Genomic DNA, 23,174 nt, shown 5'->3' on the forward strand with positions numbered 1-23,174 from the left:
AGTGCAAAGATCCCTGCCAGGATCAGACAGCCCACGCGCAGGATGCGCTTGCGTTTTTCTTCCTTCATAAGCCCTGACGGCCTCCTTTGATACAATGCAGATTATTTCATGGGGATATAACCACGGGGGTTGACGGCATTGGCCTTGGAGCCGCCCTTCCAGACCTCCAGATGGAGGTGGTTGCCGGTAGAGTTGCCCGTGCTGCCCACATAACCGATGATCTCGCCCTGCTGGACATACTTGCCCGCCGAGGTGGCGACCGACCGCATGTGGCCGTACAGGGTGCTGTACTGGTTGCCATCGGACATTTTGCCGTGGTAGATGATGACATAGTTGCCGTAGCCGCCGCTGGACCAGCCCGCCACCTGCACATAGCCGCTGGCGGCTGCATAGATGGGCGTGCCGCCCGGGGCGGCAAAGTCGGTACCGGCGTGGAGCTTGTTGACCCCCGTAACGGGGTTCTTGCGCCAGCCGTACTCACTGGAAATGCGGCTATAGCTCTTGAGCGGGCAGATGAAGCCGGTAAAGCTCAGGGTGGGCTTGGAGGCAGCGGCCGCGGCGATCATCTTCTGGATCTGCTTCTTGACGGCCTCATAGTTCATCTCGTCCGATTCAATGGCGGCCTGCGCGTCCTTCTGGGCCTGCTGCGCCTCGGCAGCGCTCATCTGGGCGGCGGCCACGCTGGAGTTGAGCTCGTTCTGCTTGGCACGCATCTGGCTGTTCTGGGCATCCAGATCTGCCTTTTTGCTTTGCAGCTCGCTGCGCTGGGATTCCAGCGTCAGCTTATCGCTTTCCAGCGCTTCCTTGGCGTTCTTCATGTTGTCCAGGATCTCGGTGTCCTTGATGGAGATGTCCTGCATGACCTCGTTGAAGGTCAGCAGTTCATACAGGTCGTTCACCGCAGACAGCATGGCAACGCTGCCGCCGTCCCGCAGCTCCTGCATGGCGGCCATGTGCTGCTTGAAATCCCCCCACTGGTCGGCGATCTCCGCTTCTTTTTCGGTGATCTGCTGCTCCTTGGCGGCGATCTCCTGTTCCTTCAGGCCGATGCTGTTCTGCACCTCGGCGATCTGGCCCTTCAGCACGCTGATCTGGCTCTGGACCACCGTGACCTTTTCCTTCAGCTCCGATTCCAGCGCCTTGGCGGCCTGCTCCTTCTTTTTTGCATTGGACAGTTCCTTTTTGTGCTGTACAATGGACTGGGAGAGCTTATCCAGCTTGTTCTGCAGGCTGGACATGCTGGTAGCCGCCGTGGCCGGGTAGACCGAAACGCTCAGCAGCAGGCAGGCCGCTGCCAGAAACAGGCTGGCGGCGCGCATGGCCCGGCTGTGCCCGGGGGCGGGTTTTGCGTGGGTGGGGGTATACATGAGGTGCAGGCGGAAGCCCGCAGAGTGTTTTGCTTGTTTCACAGAGAAGGCTCCTTTCGCTTACACATTCAGATGCTTGCGGATGGAGAACATGCTGCCCAGCGCACCCACCAGCGCACCACCGGCCAGACTGTACGTCAGGATGGTGGGCCAGACGGCATCCACAGGCACCATGGCGGTGCCCATGAGCAGCTGCCACAACCCGCCCAGCGTGCTGGAGGCCTGCACGATGTAGGCATAGCCGAAGATACCGGCTACCGAGGTGATGGCACCAGAGATCAGGCCCATGGTCAGGCCCTCCACAAAAAAGGGCAGGGTGACAAGGTGGTTGGTCGCGCCCACATACTTCATGATCTCGATCTCACGGCGGCGGGCAAAAACGCTCAGGCGGATGGTGCTGCCCACCGTGATGATGCTGACCGCCATCAACACCAGGATCACGATCTGGCCCACCTTGGTCACAGCCCGCTGGACCTCCACAAAGGTCTGGGTCATCTCAATGGGGGCGGTAACGCTGTACACGCCCGGGATGCTCTGGAAGTTCTGGCTCATGGTCTGCATCTGGCTCAGGTCTGCCAGAGAGACACGGTAGTTGGCCTTGAAGGGGTTATCATTCTCAAATTCGTCCAGCAGGACGGCGTAATCCGCCATGTACCCACGGTACTGGTTGAGCACATCCTCCTTGGACATGTACTGCACCCGGCTCACGCCCGGGGTGGCAGTGATGCGCTCCCCTACCGACTGGATGGTGGCATCGTCGGCTTCGGGGTCCACATAGACCACCATCTCGTTCTGCTGGCCCAGATAGTTCACCATGCTGTTCACATTGACTTCCGCCAGCGTGGCAAAGGTGTTCAGGGTCATACAGACGCTCAGGGAGGCGATGCAGGCAATGGTCATGGCCCAGTGCTTGCCCAGGTTGCGCACGCCGCGCACCACAAGGAAACCGAACGTAGAAGGCTTCATCATACCAGCGACACCTCCATTTCCAGTTCCTTCGGGTCTACGGGTGGGTGGGGGATCATGGAGCCCGTGGGCACATCCGAGATGATGTGTCCGCCGGACAGGGTGACCACACGGCGGTCAAAGTGACGGACCAGCTCGTGCTCATGGGTGACCACCAGCACAGTGATGCCCATCTCGCTGACACGCTCCAGCAGCTCCATCATCTCAAGGCTCAGCTCGGGGTCGATGTTGCCGGTGGGCTCGTCCGCAATCACCAGCTTGGGGGCGTGGGCCAGGGCGCGGGCCACAGCCACACGCTGCTGCTCACCGCCGGAGAGCAGGTCGGGGTAGACCTTTGCCTTGTCCTCCAGGTGGACAAGCTCCAGCATGTAATTCACGCGCTCCTTGATCTGCTTGTGCCCGATGTTGGTAACATGCATGGCAAAGGCAATGTTCTCGTAAACTGTCATGGTGGGGATGAGCCGGAAATCCTGAAAGATGATGCCCATCTGACGGCGCAGGTAGGGGATCTTGCGGCGGCGCAGGCGGGCAACATCCTGCCCGTTCACCAGCACGCGGCCCTCGGTGGGGGTCTCCTCGCGCAGGATCAGCTTGAGCAGGGTGGATTTGCCCGCGCCTGAGTGACCCAGCAGAAAAACAAACTCGCCGTCATCCACATGGAAGTTGACATCCTCCAGGGCAGGCTTTGCGTTGTGCTTGTACTGCTTTGAAACGTGTTCAAAATCTATCATGCATTTTTCGCTCCCAATAATTTTCTCCAAACCAAAAAGAACCGGCCAGCATCGGTTTCGAGCGGCCGGTTCTGCGCCGACGGCTTTGCGCCGCAAGCGTTTGCTTAATATTTGGCCGGGTTGTTGGACAGGTACTTCTTGACCATCAACGCCACCTTAAAGACGATGGCATCGTCGAACTCACGCAGATCCAGACCGGTCAGTTTTTTGATCTTTTCCAGACGATACACCAGCGTGTTGCGGTGGACAAACAGGCCGCGGCTGGTCTCAGACACATTCAGGTTGTTCTCGAAGAAGCGCTGGATGGTGAACAGGGTCTCCTGATCCAGGCTCTCGATGCTGCCCTGCTTGAACACCTCGCGCAGGAACATCTCGCAGACAGTGGTGGGCAGCTGGTAGATCAGGCGGGCAATGCCAAGGTTGTCGTAGCGGATGATCTGCTTCTCGGTGTCGAACACCTTGCTGACCTCCATGGCGATCTGGGCTTCCTTGAAGGAGGTAGCCAGATCCTTCACGTTGGAGATGGGGGTGCCGATGCCGACCACAGCCTTGATGTAATGCTCACCGGACAGGGTGTCCACGATGCTGGCAGCCAGCTTCTCCATATCGGTGCGGTCGATGCCCTTGCGGATCTCCTTGACCAGCACGGTGTCGGTCTCGCTGATGTTGAACACAAAGTCCTTCTGCTTGTCCGGGAACAGGCTGCTGACCACATCGTAAGCGGAGATGTCGCCGCCGGAGGTCACGCGCACAATGAACACCACGCGGGAAACATCGGTGGCAAAGTGCAGCTCACGGGCCTTGGCGTAGATATCGCCGGGCAGGATGTTGTCCAGCACCACATTCTTGATAAAGTTGGCTTTATCGAACTTTTCATCGTGGTACTGCTTGATGCTCTGCAGGCTGATGGAGAGCAGGGCCGCAAACTGGCCCGCAGTCTCGTCCGCGCCTTCCACAAACACGGCATAGTCGTTATGCTTTGCGCTGGAGAACTGCTGATAGGTGTAGCCATCCCGCACAAAGCGGTCACCGGCCGTCAGGCGCTCTGCCATAAAGCCCTCGCGCACCTCTCCGATCAGGTTCAGCTCCGAGCAGGAGATCACAGCGCCGGTCTCATCCACCACACCGACCACACGATCGATGGCGTCTTTCATCTGGTAGATCACGCTCTGGAATACTCTATTGGCCATAAATGGATACCCCTTTTCCTCTTTTGTGCAAGCCGCAGGGGCGAGATTGTCGTTTTTAACAATTTCGCCGCTTTACATTATCTATTTTACACAAAAGAATTTACTTTTGCAACATATTTCACCAAAATATTTTTGACTTTCTTGGTGAAATTATCTTTCAGGGGTATTTTCAGGCCCAAAAAGCACTGTTTTGCGTGGTTCTTGTGAATATTTTACCGGCAAAATGTGATGTTTTTTTGAAAATCAGGTGAAAAGCAGTCAGGCTCCGGTGGTAATTGCTGTCACTTCCTCCGCAGAAAGCTCCCGCCACTGCCCCGGTGCAAGGGCCGGGTCCAGCGCAAGCCCGCCGATGGCATCCCGGTGCAGGGCGTTCACGCCCGCGCCGTACACACCGAACATCCGCTTGATCTGGTGATACACCCCCTGCCTGAGCCTGACTTTCACGGTCAGGCCGTCCGGGGTCAGGGCTTCCACCTCTGCCGGGGAGAGGGCGGTGCCATCCGCCAGCGTCACGCCCTCGGCAAAGCCCCTGCGCATCTCCTCGGTCAGCGGTGTGTCAATGACCACCGTGTAGGTCTTGGAGACATGGCGCTTCGGGGCAAGGATCTCGTGGGCGAAGCCGCCGTCATCCGTCAGCAGAACAAAGCCGGTGCTGGTCTTGTCCAGCCGGCCGGCCGGGAACAGCTCCCGCCGGGGGTAGGCATCCCCGATCAGATCCACCACGGTGGTATCCCGCTTGTCGGTGGAAGCGCTCACCACGCCCTCAGGCTTGTTGAGCATCAGGTAGACGAACTGCTGGTAAGCAAGCGGCGCACCGTCCACCGCCACGCTGTCCCCTTCCCTGAGCTGGGTGTCCCCCTTTTTGCACACCGCGCCGTTCACCGTCACCCGTCCCCTGCTCAGCAGGGTCTTTGCCTCGCTCCGGGTGCACTGGGCCGTCTCGGCCAGATATTTGTCTAGTCGCATAAAAACTCCTTCTGTGTGCAGAAAAGAGGCCGTTGCCTCCGGCAACAGCCTCTTTTCTAAAAATTTTACGCTCAAACGCTCAGGCTTGCGTGCTGTTCCACAGCATCGGGGTTGGCATCAAAGATGGGCTGGAGCACATTTGCAATGAACTCCTCCACCTGCTGGGGTGCACGGCCCACAAAGTTTTCGGGCACCAGACCGGCCACGATCTCCTCCTTGGTCAGGCCAAAGGCGGGGTCGGCTGCAACGCGGTCCACCATATCGTTGGGCAGGCCCTCTTCCTTGACCTGCTTGCCAGCGGCAATGGCGTGCTGGCGCAGGCGCTCGTGGAGCTCCTGACGGTTGCCGCCCTTTTCCACAGCCTGCATCATAATGTTCTCGCTGGCCATGAAGGGCAGCTCTGCCATCAGGCGGCTGCGCACCACTTTGGGGTAGACCACGATGCCGTCGGTAACATTGAGCATGATGTTCAGGATGGCATCGGCAGCCAGGAAGCCCTCGGCCATGGCAACGCGCTTGTTGGCGCTGTCGTCCAGAGTGCGCTCAAACCACTGGGTGCCGGTGGTGAAGCTGGGGTTCAGCACATCCACCATCAGGTAGCGGCTCAGGGCGCAGATGCGCTCACACCGCATGGGGTTGCGCTTGTAAGGCATGGCGGAGGAACCGATCTGGTTCTTCTCAAAAGGTTCTTCCATCTCCTTGAAGTTGGCCAGCAGGCGCAGGTCGGTGGCAAACTTCATGCAGCTCTGGGCAATGCCTGCCAGAGCGTTCAGGATAAAGGCATCCACCTTGCGGCTGTAGGTCTGGCCGGACACGGGGATCACGGCATCCGGGGCAAAGCCCATCTCCCTGGCAATGGAAGCATCCACAGCGCGGATCTTGTCTGCATCGCCCTTGAACAGCTCCATAAAGGAAGCCTGCGTGCCGGTGGTGCCCTTGACACCGCGCAGCTGCAGGGTGGCAAGGCGGTGGTCGATCTCGGCAAGATCCATCACCAGCTCGTTGGCCCACAGGGTGGCACGCTTGCCCACGGTGGTGGGCTGTGCAGGCTGGCAGTGGGTATAGGCCATGCAGGGCATGTCCTTGTACTCCTCAGCAAAGCGGGAGAGCTTTGCCAGCACACCGATCAGCTTTTTGCGAATGAGCTCCAGGCCCTGCCGCATCACGATGATATCGGTGTTATCGCCCACATAGCAGCTGGTGGCACCCAGATGGATGATGCCGGCTGCCTTGGGGCACTGCTGGCCGTAGGCGTAAACGTGGCTCATCACATCATGGCGCACCAGCTTCTCGCGCGCAATGGCGACCTCGTAGTTGATGTCGTCCACATGGGCTTCCAGCTCGGCCACCATTTCGGGGGTGATATTGGTCAGGCCCTGCTCCATCTCGGCCCGGGCCAGCGCCACCCACAGGCGGCGCCAGGTGCGGAACTTGTTGTCATCCGAAAAGATATACTGCATCTCGTCGGAAGAATAACGGGTAGAGAAGGGGCTGATATAACGATCATGCTGTGACATTGGTTGTTTCCTCCTGAAAGTAACTCCCCCAGCCGCCTTCCGGCGACAGCCCCCTCGAAGAGGGGGCCTTTCACCCTCCCTCGGAGAGGGAGGTGGCATCGCGTCAGCGATGACGGAAGGAGTTTTTCTCTATTCTACCATCAAACCTTGAAATAGTCTACGCCGCCCTCAAAGATCGGCTGATATTTGTCGCCGGTGACATTCTTGTACAGGTACTCGCCGCTGCGCTCCGAGTGGCCCATCTTGCCGAACACGCGGCCGTCCGGGCTGGTGATGCCCTCAATGGCCAGCAGAGAGCCGTTGGGGTTGTAGCGCTGATCCATGGTGGGCTCGCCTTCCAGATCAACATACTGGGTAGCGACCTGGCCGTTGGCAACCAGCTGATCCAGCACGTTCTGGGGTGCCACAAAGCGGCCCTCGCCGTGGCTGATGGCGATCTCGTACTCGCTGCCTGCATCGCAGTGGGACAGCCAGGGGCTGCCGGTGGATGCAACACGGGTGCGCACCAGCATGCTCTGGTGGCGGCCGATGGTGTTGAAGGTCAGGGTCGGGTCATAGGCCGTGATGGGGCGGATATCGCCGTAGGGCACCAGACCCAGCTTGATCAGGGCCTGGAAGCCGTTGCAGATGCCCAGCATCAGGCCGTCGCGGTGCTGCAGCAGGTCGCGGACCGCCTCGGTGACCGCAGGGCTGCGGAAGAAGGAGGCGATGAACTTGGCGCTGCCGTCCGGCTCGTCGCCGCCGGAGAAGCCGCCGGGCAGCATCACGATCTGGCTCTCGCCGATGGCCTTGACCAGTGCCTCGCAGCTGGCGGTAACGTCCGCCGGGGTCAGGTTGCGGATGACCAGGATCTCAGGGTCGGCACCGGCGCGGGCAAAGGCCTTGGCGGTGTCGTACTCGCAGTTGGTGCCGGGGAACACGGGGATGATCACCTTGGGCTTTGCCACACCGATCTTGGGAGCAGCAGGGGCGTTCAGCTTGCCATTGATCTTTTCCACAGTGGGGCCTGCCTTGCGGTAGGGGTACACAGGCTCCAGCTTGCTTTCCCAGATCTCCTGCAGCTCTGCCATATCCAGCGTCTCACCGCAGCTTTCAAAGGTATACTCCCTGGTGGTCTCGCCCAGCAGCTCGCCTGCGGGGGAATCAGAGACCATTTCCAGCACGATGGAGCCGTACATGGGCTCGAACATCCGGTGGGTGGGCATATCAGCGCGCATCTTGAAGCCGATGCGGTTGCCCAGGCCCATCTTGAACAGGGCCTCGGCAATGCCGCCGTAACCCACGGCGCAGGCAGATGCCACCATGCCCTCTTCGATCATCTGCTCCACGATCTTGTAGTTTGCCTTCAGGGAGAAGAAGTTGGGGCAGCCGGTCTCGGGGTCCAGAATGGGCCGGATGAGGACAACAGTGCTCTCGGGCTTCTTGAACTCGGTGGAAACCACCTTGCTGGCCTTGCCGATGGCAGTGGCAAAGGAGACCAGCGTGGGGGGCACATCCAGCTGCTCGAAGGAGCCGGACATGCTGTCCTTGCCGCCGATGGAGGCAATGCCCAGACCCATCTGGGCATCCAGAGCACCCAGCAGAGCGGCCAGCGGCTTGCCCCAGCGCTCGGGCTTGGTGCCCAGGCGCTCAAAGTACTCCTGGAAGGTCAGGTAGGCATCCTCATAGCGGAAGCCGGAGGCCACCAGTTTGGTGACGCTGTCCACCACGGCCATCCGTGCGCCGACATACTGGTTGGCGCTCATCAGGTAGGGGTTGTAGCCCCAGGCCATGCCGGAGCAGGTGTTGGTCTCGCCATCCACAGGCAGCTTTGCCACCATGGCGTTCTGGGGGGTCAGCTGGTGAGCACCGCCAAAGGGCATCAGGACGGTGGCGGCACCAATGGTGCTGTCGAACCGCTCAGAAAGGCCCTTCTTGCTGCAGATGTTCAGGTCGCCCACCATGTTCTTCATCTTCTGGCTGAAGGTGATGCCGGCCCACTGGGGCTGCCAGACGGTACCCTGCTCCACATGGACGTTCTGGTGCTTCTCCGCACCGTTGGAGTTCAGGAACTCACGGCTGATGTTGACGATGGACACGCCGTTCCACACCATGTTCAGGCGCTTTTCCTCGGTGACCTTCGCCACGGGGGTCGCCTCAAGGTTCTCCTCGGTGGCAATGGCGATGAACTTGTCCACATCCTCGGGGGCAAGGGCCACAGCCATGCGCTCCTGGCTCTCGCTGATGGCCAGCTCGGTGCCGTCCAGGCCGTCATACTTCTTGGTGACCTTGTTCAGGTCGATATACAGGCCGTCGGCCAGCTCGCCGATGGCAACGGAAACGCCGCCCGCACCAAAGTCGTTGCAGCGCTTGATCATCTTGCAGGCATCCTCACGGCGGAACAGGCGCTGGAGCTTGCGCTCGATGGGCGCATTGCCCTTCTGCACCTCAGCACCGCAGTGGTCCAGGCTGCCCAGATTGTGGGCCTTGGAGGAGCCGGTGGCACCGCCGATGCCGTCGCGGCCGGTGCGGCCGCCCAGCAGGACGATGACATCCCCGGGGGCGGGGCACTCGCGGCGGACATGGGAAGCGGGGGTCGCACCCACCACAGCGCCGATCTCCATTCGCTTTGCCACATAGCCGGGGTGGTAGATCTCATCCACCTGGCCGGTGGCAAGGCCGATCTGGTTGCCGTAGGAGGAGTAACCAGCAGCGGCAGTGGTCACCAGCTTGCGCTGGGGCAGCTTGCCGGGCAGGGTCTCGCTGACAGGCTTGAGCGGGTCGCCCGCGCCGGTCACACGCATGGCCTGATAGACATAGCTGCGGCCGGACAGCGGGTCACGGATGGCACCGCCGATGCAGGTGGCCGCACCGCCGAAGGGCTCGATCTCGGTGGGGTGGTTGTGGGTCTCGTTCTTAAAGAGGAAGAGCCAGTCCTCATCCTTGCCGTTCACATCGCACTTGATCTTGACGGTGCAGGCGTTGATCTCCTCGGATTCGTCCAGATTCTTGAGGATGCCCTGCTTCTTCAGCTCCTTGGCACCGATGGTGGCAAGATCCATCATGCAGCGGGGCTTCTCCTCACGGCCCAGGTCGGCGCGCATGGCCATGTAGCGGTCAAACGCTGCCTGCACCACGGCATCGTCGATCTGGACATCATCCAGAATGGTGCCGAAAGTAGTGTGGCGGCAGTGATCGGACCAGTAGGTGTCGATCATCTTGATCTCGGTGATGGTGGGGTCGCGGTGCTCAGAGCGGAAGTACTCCTGGCAGAACTTGATATCGCCCAGATCCATGGCCAGGCCCTTTTCGTCGATGAACTTCTTCAGGCCCTCTTCGTCCAGCTCGTTGAAGCCCTCCAGCGTGGCCACAGCGGTGGGCATGGGATACTCCATCTTCAGGGTAGCTTTGGTCTCCAGCGAAGCCTCGCGGGCCTCCACCGGGTTGATGACGTACTTCTTGATCTCTGCCACCTGCTCCTCGGTCAGGGAACCCTCCAGCAGGTAGACACGGGCAGAGCGGACCAGCGGGCGCTCACCCTGGCTGATGAGCTGGATGCACTCGGCGGCAGAATCGGCGCGCTGGTCAAACTGGCCGGGCAGGTACTCCACAGCAAAGGAAATGCCCTCGAATTCAGGCAGCTCCGCATAGGTGTTATCCACCGGCGGCTCACTGAACACGGTGGTAGCGCACTGGTTGAACAGTGCCTCGTCGATGCCCTCCACGTCATAGCGGTTCAGCAGGCGCAGGCCGCTCAGGGACTGGATGCCCAGCAGGCTCACCAGCTCATTTTTCAGGCCCTGGGCTTCCACATCAAAGCCGGGCTTCTTTTCCACATAAATACGATAAACCATGGGTGAATCCCCCTCTTTTTTATTGTTCAGCGATTGCTTTCAGCGCTCTCATGCCAATATCCGTGCGCTTGTGCAGCTTTTCAAAGCTGATCTTCTCAGCGGCGGCGTATGCCTGCGTGATGGCGGCGGTCAGGCGGGGCGCAGTTGCAGTCACGCCCAGCACGCGGCCACCGTTGGTGACCAGCGTGCCGTCCTCACGCAGTGCCGTGCCTGAGTGGTAAACTGTGATGCTGCTCTCCCCTTCCAGCTGGCCGTTGGTCAGGCCGGAAATGGGCTTTCCCTTTTCATAGGACACCGGGTAGCCGCCAGAAGCCAGAATAACGCAGCAGGCGGCACCCTCGGAGAATTTGACCTCGGTATCGGCCAGTGTGCCCTCGGTGCAGGCAGTCATGATCTTCAGCAGGTCACTCTCCAGCAGAGGCAGCACCACCTGGGTCTCGGGATCGCCGAAGCGGCAGTTGTACTCGATGACCTTGGGGCCGTCCGGGGTGAGCATCAGGCCGAAGTACAGGCAGCCCTTGAAGGGGCAGCCCTCGGCGTTCATGGCCCGAATGGTGGGCAGGAAGATCTTTTCCATGCACTCGGCAGCAATGGCCGGGGTGTAGTAGGGGTTGGGGGCCACGGTGCCCATGCCGCCGGTGTTCAGGCCGGTGTCGTGGTCGTTGGCACGCTTGTGATCCATGCTGGACACCATGGGCTTGACCACCTTGCCATCGGTAAAGCTCAGCACACTGACCTCGGGGCCGGTGAGGAACTCTTCCACCACCACATGGTTTCCGGAAGCGCCGAACTTTTTGTCCAGCATGATCTCCTTCACGCCATCGGCGGCCTGTTCCTCGTTCTCGCAGATCAACACGCCCTTGCCCAGTGCCAGTCCGTCGGCCTTGATGACCACGGGGTACTTGCCCTTTGCCTTGATGTAATCCATGACCTTGGCGGGGTCATCAAAGGTGGCATAATCTGCAGTGGGGATGCCGTATTTCTTCATCAGGTCCTTAGAGAACACCTTGGAGGCCTCGATGCGGGCAGCGGCCTTGTCCGGGCCAAAGGCAGGGATGCCCACTGCAGCCAGTGCGTCCACCATGCCCAGCGCCAGCGGGTCATCCTGCGCCACGACCACATAATCAAACTTTTCCTCAGCGGCAAAGGCCACCATGGTCTCTACGTCCGTAGCCTTGATGTTCTTGCATTTGGCATCATAGCTGATGCCGCCGTTGCCCGGAGCGCACCAGATCTCGCCGCAGTCCGGGCTCTTCTTCAGTGCCTTGATGATGGCGTGCTCGCGGCCGCCGCCGCCGACCACTAAGATTTTTTTAGCCATTTTAACATCTCCTAAAATATTCGTTTCTGCTTCTCTGTCAGCGTCCTCACCCTCTCAGGCGCTTCGCGCCAGCTCTCCCAAAGGGAGAGCCAGGACTGGCACTAACACCAGCAGCTACTAACGGGATGCTGCCAAAGGCTCCCCCTTTGGGGGAGCTGGCAAAGCCGACAGGCTTTGACTGAGAGGGCGAACCAGTTTTCCTTTTAGTGATGGAACAGCCGGATGCCGCAGAACGCCATGGCGATGCCGTACTTATTGCAGGTGTCAATGACCTGCTGGTCGCGGATAGAGCCGCCGGGCTGGACAATGGCGGTCACGCCGGAACGGCGGGCACGCTCGATGTTGTCGCCAAAGGGGAAGAAGGCATCGGAGCCCAGGCAGACACCGGTAACGTGGCTCAGGTACTCTTTCTTTTCCTCAGCGGTCAGGGGTGCGGGCTGCTCGGTGAAGGTCTCGGCCCAGACATCGTCGCCGATGACATCCTCGGGGGTGTCACCGATATACACATCAATGGCATTGTCGCGGTTGGGCTTGGCGACATCGTCACGGAAAGGCAGATTCAGCACCTTGTCCATGTGGCGCAGCTGCCAGTTGTCGGCCTTCTGGCCTGCCAGACGGGTGCAGTGGATGCGGCTCTGCTGGCCGGCACCCACGCCGATGGTCTGGCCGCCTGCGGTGTAGCAGACACTGTTGGACTGGGTGTATTTCAGGGTGATGAGGGCAATGATCAGGTCCCGCTTCTGCTCCTCGGTCACGCTCTTGTTCTCGGTGACCCAGTTGGTCAGCATGGTGTCGGCGTTGATGGTCAGCTCGTTGCGGCCCTGTTCAAAGGTGATGCCGTACACCTGCTTGTGCTCCACAGGGGCGGGCTTGTAGTCGGGGTCAATGGCCACCACATTGTAGTTGCCCTTTTTCTTGCCGGCCAGAATGGTCAGAGCCTCCGGCTCATAACCGGGAGCAATGATGCCGTCAGAGACCTCATGCTGGATGAGCTTTGCAGTGGGCACATCGCAGACATCGGAGAGGGCGATCCAGTCGCCAAAGGAGGACATACGGTCAGCACCGCGGGCACGGGCGTAAGCGCAGGCCAGCGGAGAGAGCTCAAAGTCCGGAGCAATGTGGTACATCCTGCGCTCCACATCGGTCAGGGGCAGGCCCAGGGCGGCACCCGCCGGGGACACATGCTTGAAGGAAGCGGCAGCAGGCAGGCCGCAGGCCGCCTTCAGCTCCTTGACCAGCTGGATGGAGTTGAGGGCATCCAGAAAATTGATGTAGCCGGGCTTGCCGTTCAGCACAGTCACGGGCAGGTCGGAGCCATCTTCCATATAGATGCGGCTGGGCTTCTGGTTGGGGTTGCAGCCGTACTTCAGTGCGAGTTCGTTCATTGATGCATCCTCCTTAAGTCTTCGTTATTCCGCTTCGGCATCGAGTTTTGCCAGCAGCTCCAGCTCCTCGGGCAGCAGTTCAGGCTCCTCGGGGTCGTCCAGATCGCTGTTGACAGCATCGTATTTGTTGAAGATCATATCGCCGGTCTCGCCGCTGTCCAGATCAATGACGCGGGCAAACAGGCTGACCTTGTTGTCGGGGTTCAGGTTCTGCCACAGGCCATGGGCAAAATCGCCGATGGTGCGGGGGCAGGCAAAGCGCAGGGGCTCGCCCTCAAAGCTGGGGATGGGGTTTCCGTTGTGCTTGTAGGTGCTGATGAAATGTCCCTCACCGGCCACAGGCTGGGGGTAATCAAAGAAATAGCGCTGGACGCTGTCGCCGTTGCCGTCGGCAGATTTCAGGATGCTCATCTGGTAGCTGCCATCAGCGTACACCACAGCGGAGATGCGGGGGGTGTAGTTGGGGCCGTCCGGCTCAAAGGTGCGGGTGCGCAGGGCATCGGCAAAGCTCTTGCCCTGACTCATCAGGTCAAAAATGGTATCGGTCTGGTCGCCGTTGGTCACGATATGGGTCTTGCCCAGGGTCAGCACGGGGTTATAGATGATAAGGCTGGGGTCCTCCAGCTTGTCGGGGTCTGCAGCCATGGTGCAGATGCCGCCGCGCTCGGGCACGGGGTCGAACACTCGGTTGCGGCTGTTCTCACTGCGGCCCATGATAAAGTAGCCGATGAACATCTGACGGCCATCGGGGGCCATTGCCACTGCAATGCCGCGGCCGGGGTACTCGTTGGAGGCCAGATAATCGTTCAGGTTGATCTTTTCCATTGTTGTTCTCCTTTACGGATAACGACCTCGCCCTCTCCGTCAGCGCTGACGCGCTGCCACCTCCCCCAAAGTGGGAGGCTTTGGCAGTCCACACAAAGTTCATGGTTTTGCCAAGGGCTCTCCCTTTGGGAGAGCTGGACGCGAAGCGGCCTGAGAGGGCGAGCCAGTTTATTTTTTTACTCGATCTCGCCACTGCACACCATGGCAACTGCCTTGGGCAGCAGCTTCCACTCGGCCTGTTCCATCACCCGCTTCTGCAGCACCTCGGGGGTGTCGCCGGGCAGGATCTCCACTGCCTTCTGCAGCAGGATGGGGCCGCCGTCGCACTCCTCGTTGACAAAGTGGACGGTAGCGCCGGTCACCTTGCAGCCCCGGGCCAGAGCGGCCTGATGGGGGCGCAGGCCGTACATGCCGGGCCCGCAGAAGGAAGGGATGAGCGCCGGGTGAACATTCAGGATGCGGCGGGGATAGGCTTCAATGACACTGGGGCCCAGCACAGAAAGGAAACCGGCCAGCACCACCAGATCGATGTTGTGGCTTTTCAGCGTTTCCAGCAGGGCCGCGTCAAAGGCCTCGCTGGTGGCGTAGTCCTTGCGGCGGACCACAACGCCCTCCACACCGGCTTTTGCAGCCCGCTCCAGCGCAAAGACACCGGGCTTGGAGGCTACCACCAGCGTGATCTTTCCGTTGGGGTTCTCGCCCCGGGCTTCGCTGTCCAGCAGGGCCTGCAGATTGGTGCCGCCGCCGGAAACCAACACAGCTACGTTCAGCACAGCTCCACACCGTCCCCTTCAGCGATGACACCCAGCTTGTAAGCCTCGGGCTCGCCGTTGGCGTGGAGGATCTCCAGCGCCTTATCGGCCTGCTCGGCGGGCACGGTGAGCACCATGCCCACGCCCATGTTGAAGGTATTGAACATGTCGTGCTCGGAGATGCCGCCCACCTTCTGCATCAGGTGGAACAGCGCCGGGGTGCGCACATCCTCCTTCTTGATGCGGGCGCAGCAGCCCTTCTTCAGGCTGCGGGGGATATTCTCGTAGAAGCCGCCGCCGGTGATGTGGGAGATGCCCTTGACATCCACTTCTTCCAGCACCTTGAGCACCGGCTTGACGTAGATCTTGGTGGGAGCCAGCAGGGCATCGCCCAGGGTCTTGCCGCCCAGCTCGGCGGGGGTGGTGTGCAGAACATCGGGATCGTTGTCAATATCAAAGATCTTGCGCACCAGCGAGAAACCGTTGGAATGAACACCGGTGGAGGGCAGAGCGAGGATGACATCGCCAGCCTGCATGGTCTCGTTGCTCAGGATCTTTTCCTTGTCCACAACGCCCACGGTGAAACCGGCCAGATCGTACTCATCCTCCGGCATCATGCCCGGGTGCTCGGCAGTCTCACCGCCCACCAGAGAGCAATCAGCCTGCACGCAGCCCTCGGCCACGCCCTTGACGATCTCGGCGATCTTCTCAGGGATGTTGCGGCCGCAGGCGATGTAATCCAGGAACACCAGCGGCTTTGCACCGGCGCAGATCACATCGTTGACGCACATGGCAACGCAGTCGATGCCAATGGTGTCGTGCTTGTCCATGATCATGGCGATCTTCAGCTTGGTGCCCACGCCGTCCGTACCGGAGATCAGAACCGGGTGCTTGTAGCCGGTGCAATCCAGCTCAAACAGGCCGCCAAAGCCGCCCAGACCACCAATGCAGTGCTCGTTCATGGTGCGGGCAACATACTGCTTCATCAGTTCAACGGAGCGGTAACCGGCGGTGATATCCACACCGGCAGCTGCGTAACTCTCAGAATAGCTCTTTTCCATCTTCTTACTCTCCTAACTTTTTCTCGTTTTTGGGACGGTCGTTCAGGTGGCGTTCATGGATATCGGTGGAAAGCACCTCTTCCGGCCTCACGGCATACTCGCCGGTAAAGCAGGCGGTGCAGAAACCGCATTTTGCGTTCTTGGCCAGCTGCACCACATGCTCGGTGGACAGGTAGCCCAGGGTGTCGGCCCCGATGATCTCATTGATCTGCTCCACATTGCGGCCCGTGGCCACCAGCAGCTTCTGGTCGGGGATGTCGGTGCCGAAGTAGCAGGGGTATTTGAACGGGGGGGCCGAGACCCGGAAGTGAACTTCCTTTGCACCGGCATCCCGCAGCAGCTTGATGATGCGGGCGGAGGTGGTGCCGCGCACGATGGAATCATCCACCAGCACCACCCGCTTGCCCTTGACGGTGCTGGACACCACGTTCAGCTTGATGCGCACGCTGTTTTCGCGCTGCTTCTGGCTGCCCTGGATAAAGGTGCGGCCGATGTATTTATTCTTGATGAAGCCGATGCCGTAGGGGATGCCGCTCTCCTGCGAGTAGCCGAGCGCCGCATCCAGACCGGAATCCGGCACGCCGATGACCACATCGGCCTCCACAGGATGCTCCTGCGCCAGGAACCGGCCTGCCTGCTTGCGGGCCTCGTGCACCGAGCTGCCCTCGATGATGCTGTCCGGGCGGGAGAAATAGATGAACTCGAACACGCACATCTGGGTGTCCGGGCGGCCGCAGTGATCCTTGATGCTCCGCAGCTCACCGGTCTTGGTGTCGGCAATGACGATCTCGCCGGGCTCCACGTCCCGCAGCAGGGTCGCGCCCGCAGCATCCAGCGCACAGCTCTCGCTGGCAAAGACGTAGCCGCCGCCGGGCAGGGTGCCGATGCACAAAGGGCGGTAGCCCCGGGGGTCCCGGACCGCGATGAGCTTGGTGGCGGACATGATCACCAGACTGTATGCACCCTCCAGCACATCCATGGTCTTGCTGATGGCAGTCTCAATGCTGCCCATCCGCAGGCGGTTGCGGGTGATGAGGTAGCAGATGACCTCGGTATCGGAGGAGCCGTGGAAGATGGCACCCTCGTTCTCCAGCTGACGGCGCAGCTCCAGGGCATTGGTCAGGTTGCCGTTGTGGCAGAGGGCCATGGTGCCCCGGCCATGCCGGACGATCATGGGCTGGGCGTTGGCCCGCACCCGGCTGCCGGCCGTGGCATAGCGGACATGGCCCGTTGCCATGTGGGCCGTGGGGGTGGAAAGACTGCCCAGCACGGCGGGGGTGAACACCTCATTCACCAGGCCGAGGTCGCGGTGGCCCTGGATGACACCGTCATCGTTGACCGCAATGCCGCAGCTCTCCTGCCCGCGGTGCTGCAGTGCATACAGGGCAGAATAGGCGGCAGCGGCCACGTCCTCGGTGCCCGCCCGGTCGTAAATGCCAAAAACGCCGCATTCCTCGTGCAGCGGATATGCAAAATCAGACATTGGTTCTCCTTACAACTCTTTCAGTTCGTTCTGCAGCTTTTCTTCCTTAGCTGCGATCTGCTGTGCCATGCTCACCCGCTCGGCCTCCAGCTTCCCGGCCAGTGCATCATCGCTCAGGGCCAGGATCTCGGCGGCCAGCCAGGCGGCGTTCTTGGCCCCGTTCAGGGCCACGGTAGCCACCGGGATGCCGCTGGGCATCTGGACCGTGGCCAGCAGCGCATCCAGACCGTCCATCGCGCCGCCCTTCATCGGGATACCGATGACAGGCAGGGTGGTGTTGGCGGCAAAGGCACCGGCCAGATGGGCCGCCATGCCCGCCGCGCACAGGATCACACCAAAGCCGTTGGCCCGGGCATTTTTGGCAAAATCCGCGGCCTCGGCAGGGGTGCGGTGGGCCGAAAGGATGTGTGCCTCAAAGGGGATGTCCAGCGCCTTCAGCTGGGCACAGGCCCCCTTTACCACCGGCCAATCACTGTCCGAGCCCATGATCACTGCAACTTTCCGAATCATATCCGAACCTCTCTTTCTCCGTCTGCAAAACAAAAAAAAGCTGTGGTACACCTGCACCACGGCCTTTATTTCTGCGTATGCTCTCCCAGCGCTTTGCACAAAGCTGCACGATGCCCCTGAACAGCACAAATGGTGTTCTGTTCTGTGAAGCCCGACAGCATCTTCATCTTTGAAGTTCCCCTTTTGCTCTGCGCTTTTTTCAGGCGGCACCCGGCATCCGCCGGGGTACCGTCCCTGTACTACATACAGTTTACGGCAAAAATTCCACTTTGCAAAGGCCCTTGGGGCAATTTCTCCCTTGTGTTCTCCCGTGTCAAAAAACTTTCAAAAGTTTTGTGCAGTTTCGACACCGTATTTCTTTTTAAGTATGACTTTTTTAGAAAATATAATAAAGCAAGTTTTATCTCACTGAGCAGGCCCCGCTCTGTACAGCCTCTCCGTCATTGCGTTGGCAGTAAGGGCGTTTTACCTTAGAAGATGATCTTCGCTGTTGCTGCCCTTGCTGCCCGGATGAGGTCGGCGGGTGCGCAGCACACCTGCGTACCAATGCGGCCGCCGGAGACATAGACCTTTTCCTGGGTCAGCACGCTTTCATCAAACACGGTGGTGTACTGCTTTTTCATACCCACCGGGCTGCAGCCGCCGCGCACATAGCCGGTGACCTTATTGATATCGGCCACATGGATCATGGCTACGCTTTTTTCGCCCACGCTGCGGGCAGCGGCCTTCAGGTCAAGCTCTGCCGCCACCGGAATGACGAACACAAAGTAGTTTTTGCTGCTGCCCTGGGTCACCAGCGTCTTATATACGCAGGCCGGGTCCTCCCCCATGCTGGCGGCCACGGTCACACCGTCCACCGCCACGCCCTCCTCGTGGGCATACTCGTGGGCTGTATAGGGCACCTTGGCCCGTTCCAGGATGCGCATGGCATTCGTTTTTGCTTCTTTTCCCATTGATGATCGCTCCTTGTAAACTCCTTGCCCTCTCAGGCTGCCCCTATTCTACCACTTTCTTTCCAAAATTTCAAAATTTCTCTTGACTTCAGTTCCCTGAAGTGTTATCATAGGCCCATGCTTCAGGAAACTGAACTTCACGAAAATAAATCGCGGCAATGGAGCCGGTCTCCTGTGCCGTTTGTGTGAGAAGGATAAGGAGACGACCACCATGATCATTGTACTGAAACAGGATGCCCCTGACGCACAGGTCCGCGAGTTCTGCCACGAGCTGCAGGATATGGGGCTGCAGATCAACGACTCCAAGGGCAGCGACACCCACATTCTGGGCCTGATCGGCGACACCAAGGCCATTGCCGAGAGCTGGGTGCTGGCCAACCCCGTGGTCGAGACCTGCCGCCGCGTGTCTGAGCCTTACAAAAAGGCCAACCGCAAGTTCCACCCCGACGACAGCGTGATCGATGTCAATGGCGTGAAGATCGGCGGCGGCAACTTCGCCGTCATTGCAGGCCCCTGCAGCATCGAGAGCGAGGAGCAGATCACCTACTGCGCCCAGCGCGTTAAGGATGCAGGCGCTTCCCTGCTGCGCGGCGGCGCGTTCAAGCCCCGCACCTCCCCCTACTCCTTCCAGGGAATGCGGAGCGAGGGCCTGGATCTGCTCAAGCTGGCCCGCCGCGCCACCGGCTCCCCCATCGTCACCGAGATCATGAACACCGAGCACCTGCCCCTGTTCGAGAATGTAGACCTCATCCAGGTGGGTGCCCGCAATATGCAGAACTTTGAGCTGCTCAAGGCCGTGGGCCGCCAGAAAAAGCCCGTGCTGCTCAAACGCGGCCTGGCCAACACGCTGGAAGAATTTGTGATGAGCGCCGAGTACATCATGGCCGAGGGTAACGAGAACGTTATCCTCTGCGAGCGCGGCATCCGCACCTTTGAGACCAGTATGCGCAACACCCTGGACCTGGCCGGAGTGGTCATGCTCCACAAAATGACCCACCTGCCCGTGGTGGTGGACCCCAGCCACGCCTGCGGCCACGCCTGGATGGTGCCCCAGCTGGCCAAGGCCGCCGTGGCCGCCGGTGCCGACGGCCTGATGATCGAGGTGCACAACAACCCCGCCAAGGCCAAGTGCGATGGTGCCCAGAGCCTGACCCCCGACCAGTTCGATGAGCTGATGGGCTTTATCACCAAAGAAGTCGAGTTCTTTGGCAAGAAGATGAACTGAGAATGGAACGACCCTCTCGGCACGCGGCAGCGTGACTGAGGGGGTTGTTTTCTTTTGTCATCAAATATGGTATACTATGGTGTATTTTGAATTCACCCTTGAAACGAGGTATTTCTATGAAAGCTCACATTGCACGCAACCAGAATGCCGGCATCCCGCTGGCGCTGGTCTGGAACCTTTCTGCCGCCGACCGGGGCATTCTGGAGGGGATGGCCCCCGCTTTCGGGATGAAGCTGCTGCTGGTCTCCCCTGCCGATGCAGGCAGGACCGTGGCCCAGCTGCTGGGCGAGGTGGAGGTCAGGACCACCCGCACTCTGGTGCTGGAGCCGGGTGCTTATCCCCCGGCGCTGGTACTGGCCAACTTCACGGATAAGGATGTGGATACCTTGCTGGACCTGATGAAGCAGGCACAGGTAAACATCCCCCTCAAGGCCGTTGTGACCCCCACCAGCAAGAGCTGGGTGTTCGGTGACCTGCTGGCACATCTGCAGGAAGAGCACACCGCCTTTACCGCCGCAAAGGAGACCGCCAAAGCATGATGACCAAGCGTATTTTTTCCGCCCTGCTGGCGGCTGCGCTCAGCCTGAGCCTGCTGGCTGGCTGCGGCAGCACCTCCGGCTCCACCGCCTCCAGCGCCGCTGATGGCCCGCAGCGCTACTCCACCGTGTTCTATGATGTGTTCGACACCGTGACGCAGGTCATCGCCTACTGCGACAGCGAGGAAGAGTTCACCGCCCAGATGGACGCACTCCACGCCGACCTTGTGGAGTACAACCAGCTCTATGATATTTATAATGATTACGATGGCGTGACCAACATCAAGACCATCAACGACAATGCGGGCATTGCCCCGGTGACGGTGGATGACAAGATCCTCGGGATGCTGGAGCTGGCCCAGACCATGTACGACACCACCGGCGGCAAGCTGAACATTGCGCTGGGCAGTGTGCTGAACATCTGGCACAACTACCGCGAGGCCGCACTGGCCGATGACAACGACAGCAATAACCAGCTGCCCACGCAGGAAGAGCTGGATGCCGCCGCACAGCACTGCGATATCGCCAACCTCATCATTGATGAAGATGCCAAAACGGTCTATCTGGCCGACCCGGCCATGTCGCTGGACGTGGGCAGCGTGGGCAAGGGTTACGCCGTGGAGCAGGCCGCACAGGCCGCCGAAGCCCGGGGCCTGACCAGCGCCCTCATCAGCGTGGGCGGCAACCTGCGGGCCATCGGCACCAAGCCGGACGGCTCCCAGTGGGTAGGCGGCGTGGAAAACCCGTGGAACTCCTCCGAGGTCTACACCAACGGCAGCTCCACTGTAGCCGCCGTCAAGATGAGCGACCTTTCCCTTGTGACCAGCGGCGACTACCAGCGCTACTACGTTGTGGACGGTGTGCGCTACCACCACCTCATCGACCCGGCCACCCTCTGGCCCGCCGCCTACTTTGACGGCGTGAGCGTGCTGGCTCCGGACTCCGGTGTGGCCGACTGCCTGACCACCGGCCTGTTCTGCCTGCCTCTGGAAGAGGGCAGGCAGCTCGTGGAATCGCTGGACGGTGTGGAAGCCCTCTGGTGCACCACCGATGGCGAAGTGATCACCTCCAGCGGGTGGAGCGAGCATACGAATTAAATAAGGAACGACCCTCTCCGTCATTGCTTCGCAATGCCACCTCTCCCGAAGGGCGAGGCTATGCTGCCTTTATCCCAGGCCAGCGATAGGCTCCCCCTTCGGGGGAGCTGGCAAAGCCAACAGGCTTTGACTGAGAGGGTCGTTCTTTTACTTGATATCCAGTTCGGGCGGCACGTCGATCTGGTCAGAGACGTACTTGCCGTTCTTTTTGCGCTGACGCACACACTCGGTGAGCAGATACTCGATCTGCCCGTTCACCGAGCGGAAGTCATCCTCAGCCCATGCGGCAAGGGCATCGTAGAGCTTCGCATTCAGGCGCAGGGGGATCTGCTTTTTCGGCTCTGCCATCAGTACAGGCTGCCGCTGTTCACAATGGGCTGCGCATCACGGTTGCCGCAAAGCACCACCAGCAGGTTGGAGACCATTGCCGCTTTGCGCTCATCGTCCAGTTCCACCACTTTGTTCTCACTCAGGCGATCCAGCGCCATCTCCACCATACCCACGGCACCGTCCACGATCATCTTACGGGCATCAATGATGGCGCTTGCCTGCTGGCGCTGCAGCATGACCGCTGCGATCTCGGGGGCGTAGGCCAGATAAGTGATGCGGGCTTCCACCACCTCGATACCGGCCTCGGCCACGTTCTTCTGGATCTCGTCCCGGATGCGGGCAGCCACTACCTCGGAGGAGCCGCGCAGGCTGCCCTCGTCGGCTACGCCGTCGCCGGTGGTATCCACGTTGGGAGAAACATCATAGGGGTACACCCGCACCACGTTGCGCAGGGCGCTGTCGCACTGCAGGGAGAGATATTCCTTGTAGTTGTCCACGTTGAACACAGCCTTGGCGGTATCGGTCACGCGCCAGATGACAGCAATGCCGATCTCCACCGGGTTGCCCAGACAATCGTTGATCTTCTGGCGGGAGTTGTTCAGGGTCATCATCTTGAGCGAGATTTTCTTGCTCATGGACTCGGCACTCATCTGCGCATTCTGGCCGTTATTACCAAACAGTGCAGCCACGCCATTTTCCTTACTGTTCACATCTCCGCTCTGGCTCAGGCGGGTGCCGGCGGCGGGGTTGACGGCGGTACAGAAGGGGTTTACCCAGTAAAAGCCCTGTCCCTTCAGGGTGCCGATGTAATCGCCAAACAGGGTGAGCACCAGCGCCTCCTGCGGCTTTAGCACTTTAAGGCCGCAGAACAGGAAAATACCTGTGATCCAATACGCAATGGACAAAATCAGCAGCGGCACGCCCAGAAGCATCCGGTCTGCATCCAGCAGGGTGATGCTGCAAATGAACAGAGCAATGGATGCTACATAGCCCAGCAGGGTCAGCAGCAGCATGGTCATGCCGTTCTTCTTGGTCTGTAAGATCTTCTCTTCCATAAAAAGTCCCTCCTTTACAGGGTTTGGAAGTTTCTTTCTGATATCAAAATCATATCACATTGTATTTTGAT

20 protein-coding genes are annotated in these 23,174 nt (G+C 60.1%); 3 read left to right on the forward strand and 17 right to left on the reverse strand.

Going from position 1 to position 23,174, the window contains the following annotated elements:
- Positions 1-101: 101 nt before the first annotated feature.
- The 15 genes from D3F01_RS02645 to ybaK all read right to left on the reverse strand — a co-directional run bounded on the left by D3F01_RS02645 (position 102) and on the right by ybaK (position 18,860).
- Positions 102-1,409, reverse strand: coding sequence for a M23 family metallopeptidase (locus D3F01_RS02645; RefSeq protein ID WP_179860368.1), 1,308 nt, complete (start codon positions 1,407-1,409; stop codon positions 102-104).
- A gap of 18 nt (positions 1,410-1,427) precedes the next feature.
- Complete coding sequence (locus D3F01_RS02650; RefSeq protein ID WP_117535064.1) at positions 1,428-2,336, reverse strand: permease-like cell division protein FtsX; 909 nt, start codon at positions 2,334-2,336, stop codon at positions 1,428-1,430.
- On the reverse strand, positions 2,333-3,064 hold the full coding sequence (gene ftsE, locus D3F01_RS02655; protein ID WP_082210781.1) for a cell division ATP-binding protein FtsE: 732 nt from the start codon (positions 3,062-3,064) through the stop codon (positions 2,333-2,335). The genes D3F01_RS02650 and ftsE overlap by 4 nt, the downstream gene beginning before the upstream one ends.
- Positions 3,065-3,168: 104 nt before the next feature.
- Positions 3,169-4,254: a helix-turn-helix domain-containing protein gene (locus tag D3F01_RS02660; RefSeq protein WP_005932217.1), complete on the reverse strand. Its 1,086-nt coding sequence runs from the start codon at positions 4,252-4,254 to the stop codon at positions 3,169-3,171.
- 258 nt (positions 4,255-4,512) lie between these two features.
- Positions 4,513-5,220, reverse strand: coding sequence for a pseudouridine synthase (locus D3F01_RS02665; RefSeq protein WP_097770600.1), 708 nt, complete (start codon positions 5,218-5,220; stop codon positions 4,513-4,515).
- A 71-nt stretch (positions 5,221-5,291) separates the two neighbouring features.
- Positions 5,292-6,737 carry an adenylosuccinate lyase gene (gene purB, locus D3F01_RS02670; RefSeq protein ID WP_156075500.1) on the reverse strand — a complete coding sequence of 482 codons (1,446 nt, stop codon included), beginning with the start codon at positions 6,735-6,737 and terminating at the stop codon, positions 5,292-5,294.
- Between the two features lie 140 nt (positions 6,738-6,877).
- Positions 6,878-10,570 carry a phosphoribosylformylglycinamidine synthase gene (locus D3F01_RS02675; RefSeq protein ID WP_242885857.1) on the reverse strand — a complete coding sequence of 1,231 codons (3,693 nt, stop codon included), beginning with the start codon at positions 10,568-10,570 and terminating at the stop codon, positions 6,878-6,880.
- Positions 10,571-10,589: 19 nt separating this feature from the next.
- Positions 10,590-11,891, reverse strand: coding sequence for a phosphoribosylamine--glycine ligase (purD, locus tag D3F01_RS02680; protein ID WP_242885859.1), 1,302 nt, complete (start codon positions 11,889-11,891; stop codon positions 10,590-10,592).
- Positions 11,892-12,094: 203 nt separating this feature from the next.
- On the reverse strand, positions 12,095-13,276 hold the full coding sequence (locus D3F01_RS02685; protein WP_005932199.1) for a phosphoribosylaminoimidazolecarboxamide formyltransferase: 1,182 nt from the start codon (positions 13,274-13,276) through the stop codon (positions 12,095-12,097).
- A 24-nt stretch (positions 13,277-13,300) separates the two neighbouring features.
- The gene (locus D3F01_RS02690; RefSeq protein ID WP_035393990.1) at positions 13,301-14,101 is read right to left on the reverse strand and encodes an IMP cyclohydrolase; all 801 of its coding nucleotides are present in this window, start codon (positions 14,099-14,101) and stop codon (positions 13,301-13,303) included.
- Between the two features lie 176 nt (positions 14,102-14,277).
- Positions 14,278-14,874 carry a phosphoribosylglycinamide formyltransferase gene (gene purN / locus D3F01_RS02695; protein WP_242885861.1) on the reverse strand — a complete coding sequence of 199 codons (597 nt, stop codon included), beginning with the start codon at positions 14,872-14,874 and terminating at the stop codon, positions 14,278-14,280.
- A complete protein-coding gene (gene purM / locus D3F01_RS02700) occupies positions 14,868-15,914 on the reverse strand; it encodes a phosphoribosylformylglycinamidine cyclo-ligase (RefSeq protein ID WP_242885863.1) in 1,047 nt (348 codons plus the stop codon). Before purM ends, purN begins: the two co-directional genes overlap by 7 nt.
- Positions 15,915-15,918: 4 nt before the next feature.
- On the reverse strand, positions 15,919-17,397 hold the full coding sequence (gene purF / locus D3F01_RS02705; protein ID WP_097770595.1) for an amidophosphoribosyltransferase: 1,479 nt from the start codon (positions 17,395-17,397) through the stop codon (positions 15,919-15,921).
- 9 nt (positions 17,398-17,406) lie between these two features.
- Positions 17,407-17,907, reverse strand: coding sequence for a 5-(carboxyamino)imidazole ribonucleotide mutase (gene purE / locus D3F01_RS02710; RefSeq protein ID WP_117532949.1), 501 nt, complete (start codon positions 17,905-17,907; stop codon positions 17,407-17,409).
- A gap of 470 nt (positions 17,908-18,377) precedes the next feature.
- Positions 18,378-18,860, reverse strand: coding sequence for a Cys-tRNA(Pro) deacylase (gene ybaK / locus D3F01_RS02715; RefSeq protein ID WP_186850447.1), 483 nt, complete (start codon positions 18,858-18,860; stop codon positions 18,378-18,380).
- A gap of 211 nt (positions 18,861-19,071) precedes the next feature.
- On the opposite strand from ybaK, the gene aroF reads away from it, so the two are divergent.
- From aroF to D3F01_RS02730, 3 genes are all read left to right on the forward strand, one after another.
- Positions 19,072-20,085: a 3-deoxy-7-phosphoheptulonate synthase gene (aroF, locus tag D3F01_RS02720; protein WP_035393988.1), complete on the forward strand. Its 1,014-nt coding sequence runs from the start codon at positions 19,072-19,074 to the stop codon at positions 20,083-20,085.
- Positions 20,086-20,201: 116 nt separating this feature from the next.
- Positions 20,202-20,624, forward strand: a complete 423-nt coding sequence (locus D3F01_RS02725) for a DUF3783 domain-containing protein (RefSeq protein ID WP_242885865.1) — start codon at positions 20,202-20,204, stop codon at positions 20,622-20,624.
- Positions 20,621-21,718, forward strand: coding sequence for an FAD:protein FMN transferase (locus D3F01_RS02730; RefSeq protein WP_227613102.1), 1,098 nt, complete (start codon positions 20,621-20,623; stop codon positions 21,716-21,718). Before D3F01_RS02725 ends, D3F01_RS02730 begins: the two co-directional genes overlap by 4 nt.
- Before the next feature lie 147 nt (positions 21,719-21,865).
- On the opposite strand, the gene D3F01_RS02735 is transcribed toward D3F01_RS02730, so the two are convergent.
- Together D3F01_RS02735 and D3F01_RS02740 are read right to left on the reverse strand one after the other, a co-directional pair.
- Positions 21,866-22,066 (reverse strand): PTS ascorbate transporter subunit IIC, encoded by a 201-nt coding sequence (locus D3F01_RS02735; protein ID WP_005932170.1) that lies wholly within the window; start codon positions 22,064-22,066, stop codon positions 21,866-21,868.
- Positions 22,066-23,103 carry an SPFH domain-containing protein gene (locus D3F01_RS02740; protein ID WP_242885866.1) on the reverse strand — a complete coding sequence of 346 codons (1,038 nt, stop codon included), beginning with the start codon at positions 23,101-23,103 and terminating at the stop codon, positions 22,066-22,068. Before D3F01_RS02740 ends, D3F01_RS02735 begins: the two co-directional genes overlap by 1 nt.
- Between the last annotated feature and the right edge of the window lie 71 nt (positions 23,104-23,174).

Origin of the sequence: Faecalibacterium sp. BCRC 81149 (assembly GCF_022750605.1) — a bacterium.
GTDB lineage: Bacteria > Bacillota > Clostridia > Oscillospirales > Ruminococcaceae > Faecalibacterium > Faecalibacterium duncaniae.